At 61.2% G+C, this 12,982-nt stretch carries 15 protein-coding genes; 8 read left to right on the top strand and 7 right to left on the bottom strand.

The features are described 5' to 3' along the window. Positions 1-11 precede the first annotated feature (11 nt). On the top strand, positions 12-308 hold the full coding sequence (locus AO064_RS02770; protein WP_012722870.1) for a PilZ domain-containing protein: 297 nt from the start codon (positions 12-14) through the stop codon (positions 306-308). A 62-nt stretch (positions 309-370) separates the two neighbouring features. Here the strand turns inward: AO064_RS02770 and AO064_RS02765 are convergent, their stop codons facing one another. Beyond that, a complete protein-coding gene (locus tag AO064_RS02765; protein ID WP_012722869.1) occupies positions 371-1,060 on the bottom strand; it encodes an MlaA family lipoprotein in 690 nt (229 codons plus the stop codon). Between the two features lie 195 nt (positions 1,061-1,255). Here AO064_RS02765 and pcrP point away from each other — a divergent pair, with 195 nt between their 5' ends. Together pcrP and AO064_RS02755 are read left to right on the top strand one after the other, a co-directional pair. Then, positions 1,256-1,864 (top strand): HAD superfamily inactivated hydrolase PcrP, encoded by a 609-nt coding sequence (gene pcrP / locus AO064_RS02760; protein ID WP_012722868.1) that lies wholly within the window; start codon positions 1,256-1,258, stop codon positions 1,862-1,864. 110 nt (positions 1,865-1,974) lie between these two features. Further along, on the top strand, positions 1,975-2,241 hold the full coding sequence (locus AO064_RS02755; RefSeq protein ID WP_064052304.1) for a DUF4404 family protein: 267 nt from the start codon (positions 1,975-1,977) through the stop codon (positions 2,239-2,241). A 62-nt stretch (positions 2,242-2,303) separates the two neighbouring features. Here the strand turns inward: AO064_RS02755 and queF are convergent, their stop codons facing one another. After that, a complete protein-coding gene (gene queF, locus AO064_RS02750) occupies positions 2,304-3,134 on the bottom strand; it encodes an NADPH-dependent 7-cyano-7-deazaguanine reductase QueF (RefSeq protein WP_012722866.1) in 831 nt (276 codons plus the stop codon). Positions 3,135-3,203: 69 nt separating this feature from the next. Then, complete coding sequence (copI, locus tag AO064_RS02745; protein ID WP_043204967.1) at positions 3,204-3,716, bottom strand: copper-resistant cuproprotein CopI; 513 nt, start codon at positions 3,714-3,716, stop codon at positions 3,204-3,206. 154 nt (positions 3,717-3,870) lie between these two features. Between copI and AO064_RS02740 the strand changes: the two genes are divergently transcribed. Then, on the top strand, positions 3,871-4,551 hold the full coding sequence (locus tag AO064_RS02740; RefSeq protein WP_012722864.1) for a heavy metal response regulator transcription factor: 681 nt from the start codon (positions 3,871-3,873) through the stop codon (positions 4,549-4,551). Beyond that, the gene (locus AO064_RS02735) at positions 4,548-5,894 is read left to right on the top strand and encodes a heavy metal sensor histidine kinase (RefSeq protein WP_064052303.1); all 1,347 of its coding nucleotides are present in this window, start codon (positions 4,548-4,550) and stop codon (positions 5,892-5,894) included. The genes AO064_RS02740 and AO064_RS02735 overlap by 4 nt, the downstream gene beginning before the upstream one ends. Before the next feature lie 106 nt (positions 5,895-6,000). Here AO064_RS02735 and AO064_RS02730 read toward each other — a convergent pair whose 3' ends face one another. The 3 genes from AO064_RS02730 to AO064_RS02720 form a co-directional block, all read right to left on the bottom strand. After that, a complete protein-coding gene (locus AO064_RS02730) occupies positions 6,001-7,245 on the bottom strand; it encodes a lipoprotein-releasing ABC transporter permease subunit (RefSeq protein ID WP_012722862.1) in 1,245 nt (414 codons plus the stop codon). A 61-nt stretch (positions 7,246-7,306) separates the two neighbouring features. Further along, positions 7,307-7,990, bottom strand: coding sequence for a lipoprotein-releasing ABC transporter ATP-binding protein LolD (lolD, locus tag AO064_RS02725; protein ID WP_012722861.1), 684 nt, complete (start codon positions 7,988-7,990; stop codon positions 7,307-7,309). A 7-nt stretch (positions 7,991-7,997) separates the two neighbouring features. Beyond that, positions 7,998-9,248 carry a lipoprotein-releasing ABC transporter permease subunit gene (locus AO064_RS02720; RefSeq protein WP_064052302.1) on the bottom strand — a complete coding sequence of 417 codons (1,251 nt, stop codon included), beginning with the start codon at positions 9,246-9,248 and terminating at the stop codon, positions 7,998-8,000. A gap of 94 nt (positions 9,249-9,342) precedes the next feature. On the opposite strand from AO064_RS02720, the gene AO064_RS02715 reads away from it, so the two are divergent. Together AO064_RS02715 and AO064_RS02710 are read left to right on the top strand one after the other, a co-directional pair. After that, positions 9,343-9,927 carry a PilZ domain-containing protein gene (locus AO064_RS02715; protein ID WP_012722859.1) on the top strand — a complete coding sequence of 195 codons (585 nt, stop codon included), beginning with the start codon at positions 9,343-9,345 and terminating at the stop codon, positions 9,925-9,927. A 46-nt stretch (positions 9,928-9,973) separates the two neighbouring features. Then, a complete protein-coding gene (locus AO064_RS02710) occupies positions 9,974-10,696 on the top strand; it encodes a glycerophosphodiester phosphodiesterase (RefSeq protein ID WP_012722858.1) in 723 nt (240 codons plus the stop codon). A 42-nt stretch (positions 10,697-10,738) separates the two neighbouring features. Here the strand turns inward: AO064_RS02710 and sthA are convergent, their stop codons facing one another. After that, positions 10,739-12,133 carry a Si-specific NAD(P)(+) transhydrogenase gene (gene sthA / locus AO064_RS02705; RefSeq protein WP_012722857.1) on the bottom strand — a complete coding sequence of 465 codons (1,395 nt, stop codon included), beginning with the start codon at positions 12,131-12,133 and terminating at the stop codon, positions 10,739-10,741. A 260-nt stretch (positions 12,134-12,393) separates the two neighbouring features. Between sthA and AO064_RS02700 the strand changes: the two genes are divergently transcribed. Beyond that, entirely contained in the window at positions 12,394-12,927 is a 534-nt protein-coding gene (locus AO064_RS02700; protein ID WP_064052301.1) for a chalcone isomerase family protein, read from the top strand. Positions 12,928-12,982: the final 55 nt, after the last annotated feature.

Below are 12,982 nucleotides of genomic sequence, written 5' to 3'. Positions count from 1 at the left end.
GGATGGAACCTATGAGCGAACACGAGCGCGACTATGCCGAAAAACGCGATTTCATCCGCATGCGTGTGGATGCCGATGTGGCTTTGATCCATGCCGGCCAGGAGATTGCCGGGGTATGCGTGGACCTTTCCAGCTCCGGAATGCAGGTGCAGGCACCCCGCCAGTTCAACGTGGGAGATGAATTGACCGTACGCATCGATTCGGAGCATGCCGCCCTTGCCGGGCTGGAGGCGGATACCGAAGTGGTATGGACCAAGACGGCAGGCGAAGAGCAACAGCTGGGGCTTAAGATCTTGAAAATGCGCTGAAACCCGCGCACAAAAAAGGCGACCCCCAGGGTCGCCTTTTTTTCATTTCAAAACATCACAGCTTAAAAATCGTCAACCACCTTGCCATCCTTGACCTTGAACTCGCGGTTCTGCAGGTAGGCGTTGCGGATAAAGGTGTACTTATCGCCGGTGATCAGCTTCTCACTGTCGAGCAGGCTGGCACGGGTGTCGACAATGTTCAGGCCCATGGTGCTGTTGCGCCAGCCGATATCGTTCATATAGCGGTACGGTTGGGTGTAGCTGTCCACGTACTTGGACGGCGCATCACGCAGTGTGCTTGGGCCCAGCAGCGGGATCATCACGTAAGGACCACTGCCCACGCCCCAATAACCGAGGGTCTGGCCGAAGTCTTCATCGCTGCGTTGCAGCCCCATTTTGGTGCCGACATCGATAAAGCCCAGCACGCCGAACGTGGTGTTGACCAGCAAACGGGCGGTGTCGACACCGGCGTTATGCGGTTTGAGTTGCAGCACGTTGTTGGCCAGGTTGCCCACATCGCCGATGTTGCGGAAGAAGTTGTGGATACCGTCTTCGACAAACTGCGGGGTAATCCACTCATAGCCTTGGGCCAACGGCTTCAGGGCGTAGGTATCAACGGTGTCGTTGAAGGTAAAGATCGGGCGGTTGATGCTTTCCCACGGATCGTCTTCCGACGCTGCGTGTGCGGCAAACGGCGCCAGCAGTACAGTGGCACACACCGACAGCTGAGCGAAATAGTGGCTCCAGCGCATAGCTTTTGCTCCTTGAATGGTCTGTCATGGGCGCTATGCCCTGAATAAGGCCGTCAGTATATGACGGAAGTCGCCATTTAGGCAGCAACAAGGAAGCGCCTGACATTAAATGGACAAAATTCCTACAATTAACAATCCTGTCATCGACTTGTCATCCTGCCTCGATAGCGTTAGCGCTATTTCAGGGATGTCGACATGCCTCAACCCGAAATTGCCATCGCCAGCGCCCCCGCCTTGACTGCCGTTCTGTTTGGCCTGAGTGGCTGCCTGGTGGATTTCGGTTCCCGGGCGCGCACCGACTCACCCTCCCCCGACTCCCAAGCCACACCGGGTGCGCTGAAAATCCTGCGCAGCCTCAAGGAACAGGGTGTTCCCTGCGCCTGGCTGGATGAACTCCCCCCCGCCGTCACCACGCCCCTGGCCGCCACGCTGCCCGACTGGGTCAAGGCGGCATCGCCCTCCGCCATTCGCTGGCCCGCGCCCCATGCCTGCTGGCAAGCCTTGATGGAGCTGAATATCGAGCGCCTGGAAGGCTGCGTGTTGGTCAGCGGCGAACCGCGCCTGCTGCAATCCGGGCTCAATGCCGGGCTGTGGACCATCGGCCTGGCCTCCTGCGGCTCATTGTGCGGGATGGCGCCCGAGCAATGGCTGGCATTGAGCGAACCGGAACGCGAGCTCAAGCGCGGCAAGGCCACCCTCGCGCTGTACGGGCTGGGCGTGCACTCGGTGATCGATCACCTGGGCGAACTCGGCACCTGCCTGGCCGACATCAGGCTGCGCCAGCACAAAGGCGAGAAGCCCTGACACGGATCATGCACAGTCGACGCGAGTGGATTAATCTACAGGTCAGCCCGTAGACCTTTCTCGGCGTGCCGCGGTCTATGCCAGTGACTATCGATAAAAGGAAACATGTCATGCCTGATCGCAAAAAACTGGAAGAACAGGTCGAGATCCTGCGCGGGCAATTGGAACAGGATCCGCCGCTGTCGGACGAGAAGCGTGAAGCACTGGAGGCTTTGATTGCCAAGTTTGAGTTACAACTTGAACTTGAACCGGCGACTCAGACACCCAGTATTTCCGATGATGTGAATCAAGCAGCCATAGAGTTCGACGCCGAGCACCCGGTGATTTCCGGGACATTGCGCAATATCATGAACACGCTGGGCAGCATGGGGATTTAATCTGCGCGCCAGCCCAGCGCAGACCCCAATGTGGGAGGGGGCAAGCCCACTCCCACAGTTGTTTACTGGCGAGCCAGGCGCACATTCTGGAACGCGACATCCTCAGTACTGCGATACGGGTTGATATCCAGCCCACCCCGCCGCACATACCGCGCATACACCGTCAACTTCTCCGGCTTCAGCAAGCGCTGCAAGTCCAGGAAGATGCGCTCCACGCACTGTTCATGGAAGTCCGAGTGCTGGCGAAAGCTCACGATGTATTCCAGCAGGCTGGCGTGATCCAGCGCGTGACCACGGTATTCCACCACGACGCTGCCCCAGTCAGGCTGGCTGGTCACCGGGCAGTTGGATTTGAGCAGGTGGCTGTGCACGCTCTCCTCGACAACGCGCGCATCATCGCAACGCAGCAGTTCCGGGCGTGGGTGCTCGTAGTTGCTGACACTGATATCCAAATCATCGATGCACACACCGGGCAACGCCATTACGCCTTCAGCTTCACTTTCAGCCAAGGTGCGAATACGCACGGTCACAGGCTTGCCGGCAGCGGCGCTGAGGTCGGTGCGCAGGGTGGCTTCCAGGCTTGCCGTATCGGCAAACGCGGTCTGGTTGAGCGAGTTGAGGTAGAGCTTGAACGACTTGGACTCGATGATGTTCGGCGAGTCGGCCGGGATGCTGAATTCACCGATGGCCACCACCGGCTTGCCCGACGGCAGCAGCCAGGACAGTTCGAAGCAGTTCCAGAAATCCACGCCCTTGTAAGGCAGGGTCTCGGCGCTCAGGCCCAGTTCGGCCCATTTGGCCGCACGCGGGATCGGGAACAACAACGAAGGTGTGTAGGTGGAGATGTATTCACTGGACTTGCCCAGCGGCGAATGTTCGGCTGCGGGATGCATGGCGGAAACCTGGCTAAATAAACCGCGCCAGTCTACCAGCCTTTGCCCCCGCGCCTAAGCGCCAGCGGATCAATCGACGTTGAGCGTGCCGACCATGCCCGCCTGGTAATGCCCCGGCAGGTTGCAGGCAAACTCCAGGCCCGTGGCCTTGGTGAAGGTCCAGGTCAGCTCGGCGGTTTTGCCGGGCTCGACCAATACGCTATTGGGATCGTCGTGTTTCATATCACCATGGCCCATGGCGCTATGATCCATCTTGCCCATGCCCGTGGAAGTGAGCATGCCACTGGCCTGCATCTGCAACATTTCCTTCTGATGCTCGGCATGCATTGCCGCATCGCCCAGGTTGAATTCGTGCAGCAACTGGCCCTTGTTGACCAGTACAAAGCGCACCGTCTCACCGGCTTTTACGTCAATGGACTTGGGCGAAAAGGAAATGTCCTGCAGCGTCACTTCCACGGTACGCGTGGCCTTGCTCGCGGGTGCAGCCTCGCCGAACGCATAGGTGTGGGCGGCATCAGCCATCGCCTCAACACTCAACGCCAGCAGGCACGTCGCCAACAACAGGGGTTTACGCAATGCCATCATTCTTCTCCAAAATATCTGACTCACCTGGGGCACACTCTAAGCGTGCGCCGCTGCCAGCCAACTGACTGCTAGATTACAACTTTGTCAGGTTACCCCCCTGCCCTGGCACCCAGGGTATAAAGCCGTCGTCACCCGTTGCCAAGAGCCGCCCATGAAACTGCTGATCGTCGAAGACCAACCCAAAACCGGCCAGTACCTGCGCCAGGGCCTGACGGAGGCGGGGTTTACCACCGAACTGGTGGCCGACGGTACCAGCGGTCAGCACCTGGCACTGACCGGCGCCTACGACCTGTTGATCCTCGATGTGATGCTGCCGGGCCGTGATGGCTGGCAGATCCTCCAGGCCGTGCGCACGGCAGGCCTGGACATCCCGGTACTGTTCCTGACCGCCCGCGACGCCGTGGAAGACCGCGTGCACGGCCTGGAACTGGGTGCCGACGACTACTTGGTCAAACCCTTCGCCTTCTCCGAACTGCTGGCGCGCGTGCGCAGCCTGTTGCGCCGTGGCAGCAGCACGCCGCAGGAAACCGCATTGCAACTGGCCGATCTGCGCCTGGACCTGATCCGCCGTCGCGTCGAGCGGGACGGCCAGCGCATCGACCTGACGGCCAAGGAGTTTTCCCTGCTCGAACTGCTGCTGCGCCGCCAGGGCGAAGTGCTGCCCAAATCGCTGATCGCCTCCCAGGTGTGGGACATGAACTTCGACAGCGACACCAACATTATCGAAGTGGCAATCCGCCGCCTGCGCCTGAAAGTCGACGATAACTTCCCGAATAAATTGATCCACACCGTGCGCGGCATGGGTTATGTGCTGGAGGAGCGCGTCAATTGATCAAGCGCCTGTCCCTGGCCAGTCGCCTGGCGCTGCTGTTCGCGGCCTGCACGGCGGTGGTGTCGCTGATCGCGGGCGTGCTGTTCAACCGCGCCAGCGAGGCGCACTTCATTGAGCTGGACCAGCAACAGCTCGACAGCCAGTTGGTGGCGCTGCGCAGCACCTTGCAGGGTGTCGACTCGCCAGAATTGTTCGCGCAACGTGAAGCCCAACTGCGCGCCGAGCTCAATCGTCAACCCGAGCTGGCGCTGCGCGTCACCGCCCAAGGCCAGCGCTGGTTTGACGGTGCGCCCGGCGTCAATCTGCCCACCGGCCCCGGCCTGCACAGCCTGCAAAACGCCGGCACCGACTACCGCGTCTACAACACACCGTTGCGGGCAAACCAACCCGACTCGCCACAGTTGACGCTGGTGCTCGATATCACTCACCACCAGCATTTCCTGCAACGCATGCAGCATCTGATCTGGCTCACCGTCGGCCTGTCAGCCCTGGCGACCGCCCTGCTCGGTGCATGGGCCGCCCGCAGTGGCCTGCGACCGTTACGACGCATGGGGGAAGTGGCCGCGAGTGTGTCTGCCCACTCCCTGACGCAGCGCCTGCCCCAGCAGCACATGCCGGTGGAACTGGCCGAACTGGCTCAAACCTTCAACGCCATGCTCGGCCGCCTGGACGATGCGTTCCAGCGCCTCTCGGCGTTCTCCGCCGACATCGCCCACGAACTGCGCACGCCGTTATCGAACCTGCTGACCCAGACCCAGGTCATCCTCACTCAGCCACGGCCGCTGGAGGATTACCGCGAGGCGCTGCACAGCAACCTGGAAGAGCTGCAATGGATGGCGCAGTTGGTCAATGACATGTTGTACCTGGCCAAGGCGGATCATGGATTGCTGGTGCCTAAGCGCGAGCCTCTGGCGCTGGCAGATGAAGTGGAGGCGTTGCTGGAGTTTTTCGCGTTGCTGGCCGAAGACGCCCACGTCAGCCTGGTGCGCGAAGGCACAGCTCACACGATGGGTGATCGCGGCATGTTGCGCCGGGCACTGTCGAACCTGCTCGATAACGCCCTGCGGTTTACTCCAGCGGGCGGCGAAGTGCGGGTGCGCATGGTGGACGGCGTGACGCTCACGGTTGAAAACACCGGGGAAGGCATTCCAGCACAGTTGTTACCGAGGTTGTTTGATCGGTTCTACCGGGCGGACCCGGCGCGGCATGAAGGCAGCAGCGAGCATGCGGGGCTGGGGTTGGCGATTATCCAGTCGATTGTGCGGGCGCATGGAGGGAGGATTTATTGTGAGTCTGGGGCGGGGTGGACGCGGTTTGTGATTGAGTTGCCCGGCGGAGATTGATGCAAGCGGTACCGGCCCTATCGGGGGCAAGCCCCCTCCCACATTGTGATGCGTGAATATATTCAAACTGTGGGAGGGGGCTTGCCCCCGATAGCGGTCTTGAATCTTACGAATATCTCAAGGCATGCGCCGGCTCAATCTTCGCCGCCCGATACGCCGGATAAATCGTCGCCAAAAAGCTCAACACAAACCCGGCCGTGCAGATCAGCAGCACATCCCCGCCTTGCAGCTCCGAAGGCAGGTTGCTGACAAAATACACATCCGAACTGAAGATATGCTGCCCGGTAACCCGTTCCAGCCAGCCCACCAGCTCACTTACATTCAGCGCCGCAATCACACCCAGGATGCCGCCGATCAAGGTGCCGACGACACCGATCACGGTGCCCTGCACCATGAAGATCGCCATGATCTGCCGCGGCGTCGCGCCGATGGTACGCAGGATCGCGATGTCCGCGCCCTTGTCGTTCACCACCATAATCAGCGTGGCAATGATGTTGAACGCAGCCACGGCGACGATCATCAGCAACAGCAAGCCGATCATGGTCTTTTCCATTTTCATTGCGCTGAACAGGCTGCCCTGGGTGTGGGTCCAGTCATCCGGCTTGTAGCCGGCGCCCAGGCTGGCGGCGATGTCCGCCGAGACCTTGGGCGCCGCATACAGGTCTTTCACCGCCAGGCGCACGCTTTGCACCTGGTTCGGCTGCCAATGCTGGATCTCTGCGGCGTCGGCCATGTGGATCATGGCCATGGAGCCGTCCAGTTCGGCGCCGACCTTGAAGATCCCCACCACGTTCAAGCGCTGCATGCGCGGGGTGATGCCCCCCGGCGCGGTGCTGATTTCCGGCACGATCAGGGTCAACTTGTCGCCCACATTGAGGCGGAAGCGCCGGGCGGTGATTTCGCCGACCACCACGCCGAACTCGCCAGGCTTCAGGTCATCCAGTTTGCCGCGCACGATATGCTGGGCGACGATCGACACCTTGCCTTCCTGTGCCGGGTCGATGCCGCTGATCTCGATCGGCTGCATGGCGCCCTTGTAGGAGAACATGCCGTCCATCTGCGTGAAGGGCACTGCCGCGGTCACTTCCGGGTTCTTCATCGCGGCGGCGGCCACGGGCTGCCAATCGTTGATCGGGTTCACGCCGACGATGGTCGCGTGGGGCACCATGCCAAGGATGCGCGAGCTCATTTCGCGCTGGAAGCCGTTCATCACCGACAGCACTACGATCATCGCCAGCACGCCCAGGGCGAGGCCGATCATCGAGGTCATCGAGATAAACGAGACAAAACGGTTGCGGCGCTTGGCGCGGGTATAGCGCGTGCCGATGAAAATCGATAACGGTCTGAACATTCGCGGGCACCGTTGAAAAAATGAAAAAGCCCAGCGCTTAAGGCGCCGGGCTTGAAACGGGTCAGATGGCGACCAGATGACCTTCCTGCAGGTGCAACACGCGGTCCATCTGCCGGGCCATGCTCATGTCATGGGTCACCACCAGGAACGCGGTGCGCATCTGGGTGCTCAGTTCCAGCATCAAGTCCTTGATGCCCTGGGCGGTGTGGGAGTCGAGGTTGCCGGTGGGCTCATCGAGCATCACCAGGCCTGGGTTGTTGACCAGGGCACGGGCAATCGCCACACGCTGACGCTCGCCGCCGGACAGCTCCGCCGGCTTGTGCTCCAGGCGATGGCCGAGGCCGACACGCTCCAGCAGGGCCTGGGCACGCTGGCGGGCTTGCGGGATCGCGGTCTTGCCGATCAACAGCGGCATGCACACGTTTTCCAGGGCGGTGAATTCCGGCAGCAAATGGTGGAACTGGTACACAAAGCCCAACGAACGGTTGCGCAGTTGCCCACGAGCCTTCTCACCGAGGGCCGACAGCTCTTCACCGGCCAGCCACACGCTGCCCTGGGACGGCGTATCAAGGCCGCCCAGCAGGTTCAGCAAGGTGCTTTTGCCGGAACCGGAACTGCCGACGATCGCCACGCGTTCGCCAGGGTGCAGCTCAAGTTGCAGGTTGGACAACACCACTACCGATTCCGGGCCTTCCTCGTAGGATTTGCCCAGGTTGCGGCAGCTCAGGATTGCTTTTTCACTCATGCCCGATTCACTCATAACGTAAGGCCTGTGCTGGCTGGGTACGTGCCGCGCGCCAGGCTGGATACAGGGTGGCAAGGAAACTCAGGACCAACGCAGCGCCGCCCACCATCAACACGTCCTGGGCCTGAACCTGGGACGGCAAGTAGTCGATGAAGTAAACGTCGGCGTTGAGAAACTTGTGGCCGATCAGGGTTTCGAGGCCGGCGATGGCGGCACTCACGTTCAACGCAGCCAGAATGCCGACGGCCGTACCGATCAACGTGCCGACCACGCCGATCACGGTGCCCTGCACCATGAAGATCGCCATGATCTGCCCCGGCGTGGCGCCGAGGGTACGCAGGATGGCGATATCGCCCTTCTTGTCGTTCACCACCATCACCAGCGTGGAGATGATGTTGAAGGCCGCCACGGCGACGATCAGCAGCAACAGCAGGCCGATCATGGCTTTTTCCATGCGGATGGCCTGGTACAGGTTGCCGTGGGTACGGGTCCAGTCGCGGGCGTAGTACTGGCTTTCACCCAGGTGCTGGGCGATTTCCCAGGCGCCGCGCGGTGCGTCGAACAGGTCGTTGAACTTCAGGCGCAGGCCCTGCACCTGGTCCGGCTGCCAGCGATGCAGGCGCGCCAGGTCAGTGAGGTTCGTCAGGCCGAGGTAGCCGTCGATCTCGCCGGCGCCAACGTGGAAGGTGCCGACCACGGTAAAGCGCTTCATGCGCGGGAACATGCCGGCCGGGGTCACGGTGACTTCCGGCGCGACGAAGGTCAGCTTATCGCCGAGGCCCACGCCGAGCTTGGCCGCCGCCTTGTCGCCGATCACGATGCCGAAGCTGCCGGGCGCCAGGTCGTCGAGCTTGCCCTGCAACATGAACTTGTCGATGATCGAGACGTTGCGTTCCTGGGCCGGGTCGATGGCATTGAGCAGGATCTTCTGCACCTTGCCGTCATTGGTCAGCAACCCCTGCATCTGGGTGAAGGGCGCAACCGCCAGCACCTTGGGGTTCTGCTTGACCTTGGCCGCCAGGCTTTGCCAGTCGCTGATGGGCGCATCGCCCTCGATGGTCGCGTGGGGCACCATGCCCAGCACGCGGGTGCGCATCTCATGATCGAAGCCGTTCATGACCGACAGCACCACGATCATCACGACCACGCCCAAGGCGAGCCCGATCATCGAGGTGAGGGAAATGAACGACACAAAATGATTGCGGCGCTTTGCACGGGTATAACGCGTGCCGATAAATACGAAGAGAGGTCTGAACATGTCGGGGCTTGTTCGGAGGAAAAGAAGACGTCCCGGTGGCGGGGTCTGGTAAGCAGCTTTACACTCAGACCATTACCGTTACCTGGGGTTCGCCATGTCGACATTAGATGAAGAAGAGCGCCGCGAATACTACCGTATCGACGACATGATCGCACTCCAAATCAAAAGCCTGTCTGCCCCCGAAGCAGCGAGCAAGGAAGTGTTGCTGGATGATTCGCCACTCTTCAATCTGCTCAGCGAGTTGCACCTGAGTGAATTCGAGGCCCAGCACCTGCTACGCCAGCTCAGCGAGAAGGATCGCACCCTCGCGGCCTTCCTGCGTGTGCAGAACAAACGTGTCGACCTGCTCAGCCAGATCATGGCGCGCGGCTTGCTGGATGAGGTCGGCGCTCCGCAGCCGGTGATCATTTCCGAAGGTGGCATCGACTTCCAACACCCCACCCCCCTGCCGGCCGGCGCCCACCTGGCGGTCAAGCTGGTGCTGATGCCCCAGGCACTCGGCCTGCTGCTGCGCGCGCGGGTCACCCATTGCGATCCCAAAGGCACAGGCTTTGACGTCGGCACGGAATTCGAAGCCATGACCGACGCCCAGCGCCAACTGCTGGCGCGCTACATTTTGCAGAAACAGGCCCAGGAACGGCGCCTGGCGCGGGAACAAAGCGACGCCCAAGACACCTGAACTCTCGAATTCACCCCGCCGGACGACCTGGCGTAAAGGAGCAACTGTGACCCTGATCTACGGCCACCGCGGTGCCAAAGGCGAAGCACCGGAAAACACCCTGACCAGCTTCCAGGAGTGCCTCAAGCACGGTGTACGCCGCTGCGAACTGGATTTGCACCTGTCCATGGACGGCGAGCTGATGGTCATCCACGACCCGACCCTCAAGCGCACCGCCGACCGGCGCGGCAAAGTCGTCGAGTATTCAGCGGCAGACCTGGTGAAGATGGACGCGCGCAAAGGCGGCCCGGGCTGGGTCAAGCCCTGCCCGATCCCGCGCCTGGAAGAACTGTTCGAACAGTGCGACTTCGATCATTGGCAACTGGAAGTCAAAAGCGCTTCGCGCACCCGCGCCGCCACCACCGTGCTGGCGATCCGTGAGATGGCCGTACGTTTCGGTCTGATGGACAAGGTCACCGTGACCTCAAGCTCGCGGGAAGTGCTGAAAGCGGCGGTTGAACTCACCCCGGACCTGTCACGCGGCCTGGTCGCCGAATATGCCTGGCTCGACCCGTTGAAGGTCGCGCAGAACTATGGCTGTGAGTATCTGGCGTTGAACTGGACGTTGTGCACCCCGGAGCGCCTGGAAAAAGCCCAGCGCCAGGGCTTGCACGTGTCCGTGTGGACAGTCAACGAACCCGCGCTGATGCGCAGGCTCGCCGACTTCGGCGTAGATAGCCTGATTACAGACTTTCCCGGTTTGGCCACTGCCACTCTCGGGAATTACTGAAATCGGTCTCCCCGGCCGGCTCAGGCCACCGGCCGGAGCCGCTCAAAAAAGCCGGTTGAGGCCGTCGTAGGCCGCGACCCGATAGGCTTCCGCCATGGTCGGGTAGTTGAACGTGGTGTTCACAAAATACTTGAGGGTATTTTGCTCACCCGGCTGGCTCATGATCGCCTGGCCGATGTGCACGATTTCCGAGGCTTGGTAGCCGAAGCAATGCACGCCGAGGACTTCCAGGGTTTCACGGTGGAACAGGATCTTCAGCATGCCTTGCGGCTCGCCGGCGATCTGCGCACGCGCCATGCTCTTGAAGAACGCCTTGCCCACTTCGTAAGGCACCTTGGCCTTGGTCAGTTCGTGCTCGTTCTTGCCGATCGAGCTGATCTCCGGAATGGTGTAGATCCCGGTCGGCACGTCGTTCACGTAGCGCCAGCTGCCATTGTCGACAATGCTGCCAGCGGCCGAACGGCCCTGGTCGTGCGCGGCACTGGCCAGGCTCGGCCAGCCGATCACGTCACCGGCGCCGTAGATGTTGGTCACGCAGGTGCGGTAGTTCTCGTCCACCTCGATCTGGCCACGGCTGTTGACCTTGACCCCGATGTTTTCCATGCCCAGCTTGTCGGTGTTGCCAGTACGGCCGTTGCACCACAACAAGGCGTCGGCCTTGATCTTCTTGCCGGACTTGAGGTGCAGGATCACCCCGTTGTCCAGGCCTTCGACCCGCTCGTACTCTTCGTTGTGGCGCACGGTGATGTTGTTGTTGCTGAAGTGGTAGCTCAACGCCTGGGAAATTTCCGAGTCGAGGAAGCTCAGCAACTGGTCGCGGTTATCCACCAGCTCCACCAGCACACCCAGGCCGCTGAAGATCGAGGCGTATTCACAGCCGATCACACCGGCGCCGTAGATGATCAGTTTGCGCGGGGTGTGGCCCAGGCTCAGGATGGTGTCGCTATCGTAGATACGCGGGTGGTGGAAATCGATGTCCGCCGGGCGATACGGGCGCGACCCGGTGGCGATGATGATGTGCTTGGCCACCAGCTTCTCGACCACGCCGTTGGCGCAGACCACCTCGACGGTTTGCTCGTCGGCGAAGCTGCCGGTGCCGAAGAACAGGTCGACGCGGTTACGGGCGTAGTAGCCGGTACGCGAAGCAACCTGCTTGGAGATGACTTTCTCGGCGCTTTTGAGCACGTCCGGGAACGAGAACCAGCGCGGCTCACCAATGGCCCGGAACATCGGGTTGGTATTGAACTGCATGATCTGGCGCACCGAGTGACGCAAGGCCTTGGACGGGATGGTGCCCAGGTGGGTGCAGTTACCGCCGACCTGGCGACGGCTATCGACCATCGCCACCTTGCGCCCTGCTTTCGCGGCGTTCATCGCCGCACCTTCTCCAGCCGGGCCGGAACCCAGTACCACCACGTCGTAGTTGTAGACAGCCATGCGTACTCCTCAGAACAGGCCAGGCGTACGGTTGGACGCCGGGCTAAATCATGCCGCGGCCAGCGGTCATGAAGGACAATTTGGCTCAAGTGTGTGAACCGGGGCACAGTCTATATAAGGCGCAACGCCGCGCACATTAACCCTTGGTCGCGTCGTAGGCCAGTCTTGCCTTTACTACACAGCGCAGATTATCCCTGAACCCTGCCGCTGCCGGAAAATGAATTAACCTGTAGCCACGGATCTTTTCGGGACGGGCCATTATGCGGCATCTAGTTTTCTGTTTAATGCTGATGTTGTCGATCACCGCACACGCCAATGAGGCGGATCGGCTCAAGCAAGCCGACTTCCCGGCACAGTCCCAGGCATTGGTGCTGAAAAACCAGGCGGTGCTCACTTACCTCTGGGCGGATGTGTACGCGGCCGCGCTGTATGCCCCGGCGGACCTGAGTGCGAAGCAGGCGTGGGACCAGCAAAAGACGCTGCGCCTTGTGTTGTATTACTTTCGCGATATCGACCGCAGCGATGTGATCAAGGCGGCCACGGCCACCCTGGAGCGCCAGCAAGCCAGCGCAAGTTTGAAGCCCGAGCTGGACCAGTTGCACGCCAGCTTTCGTAACATCCGCAGCGGTGATCGCTACGCCCTGGATTTTCGTCCCGGCCGTGGCCTGAATTTGGAGATCAATGGGCAGGTGGTGTTCAGCAGCCGCAATGACGCGCTGGCAAGGGCTTACCTGGGGATATGGTTGGCGCCCAAGGGGTTGTCCGACAGCCTGCGCAGCAGGCTTGTGGACTGAGGGCCTCATCGGGGGATCGGTATCTACACAATTCTGGGTATGGCGTNTGGACCTG

It is taken from the genome of Pseudomonas marginalis, assembly GCF_001645105.1.
In the GTDB taxonomy this organism is placed as follows: Bacteria; Pseudomonadota; Gammaproteobacteria; order Pseudomonadales; family Pseudomonadaceae; genus Aquipseudomonas; species Aquipseudomonas petroselini.
This window is presented reverse-complemented; position numbering and strand designations above follow the sequence as displayed.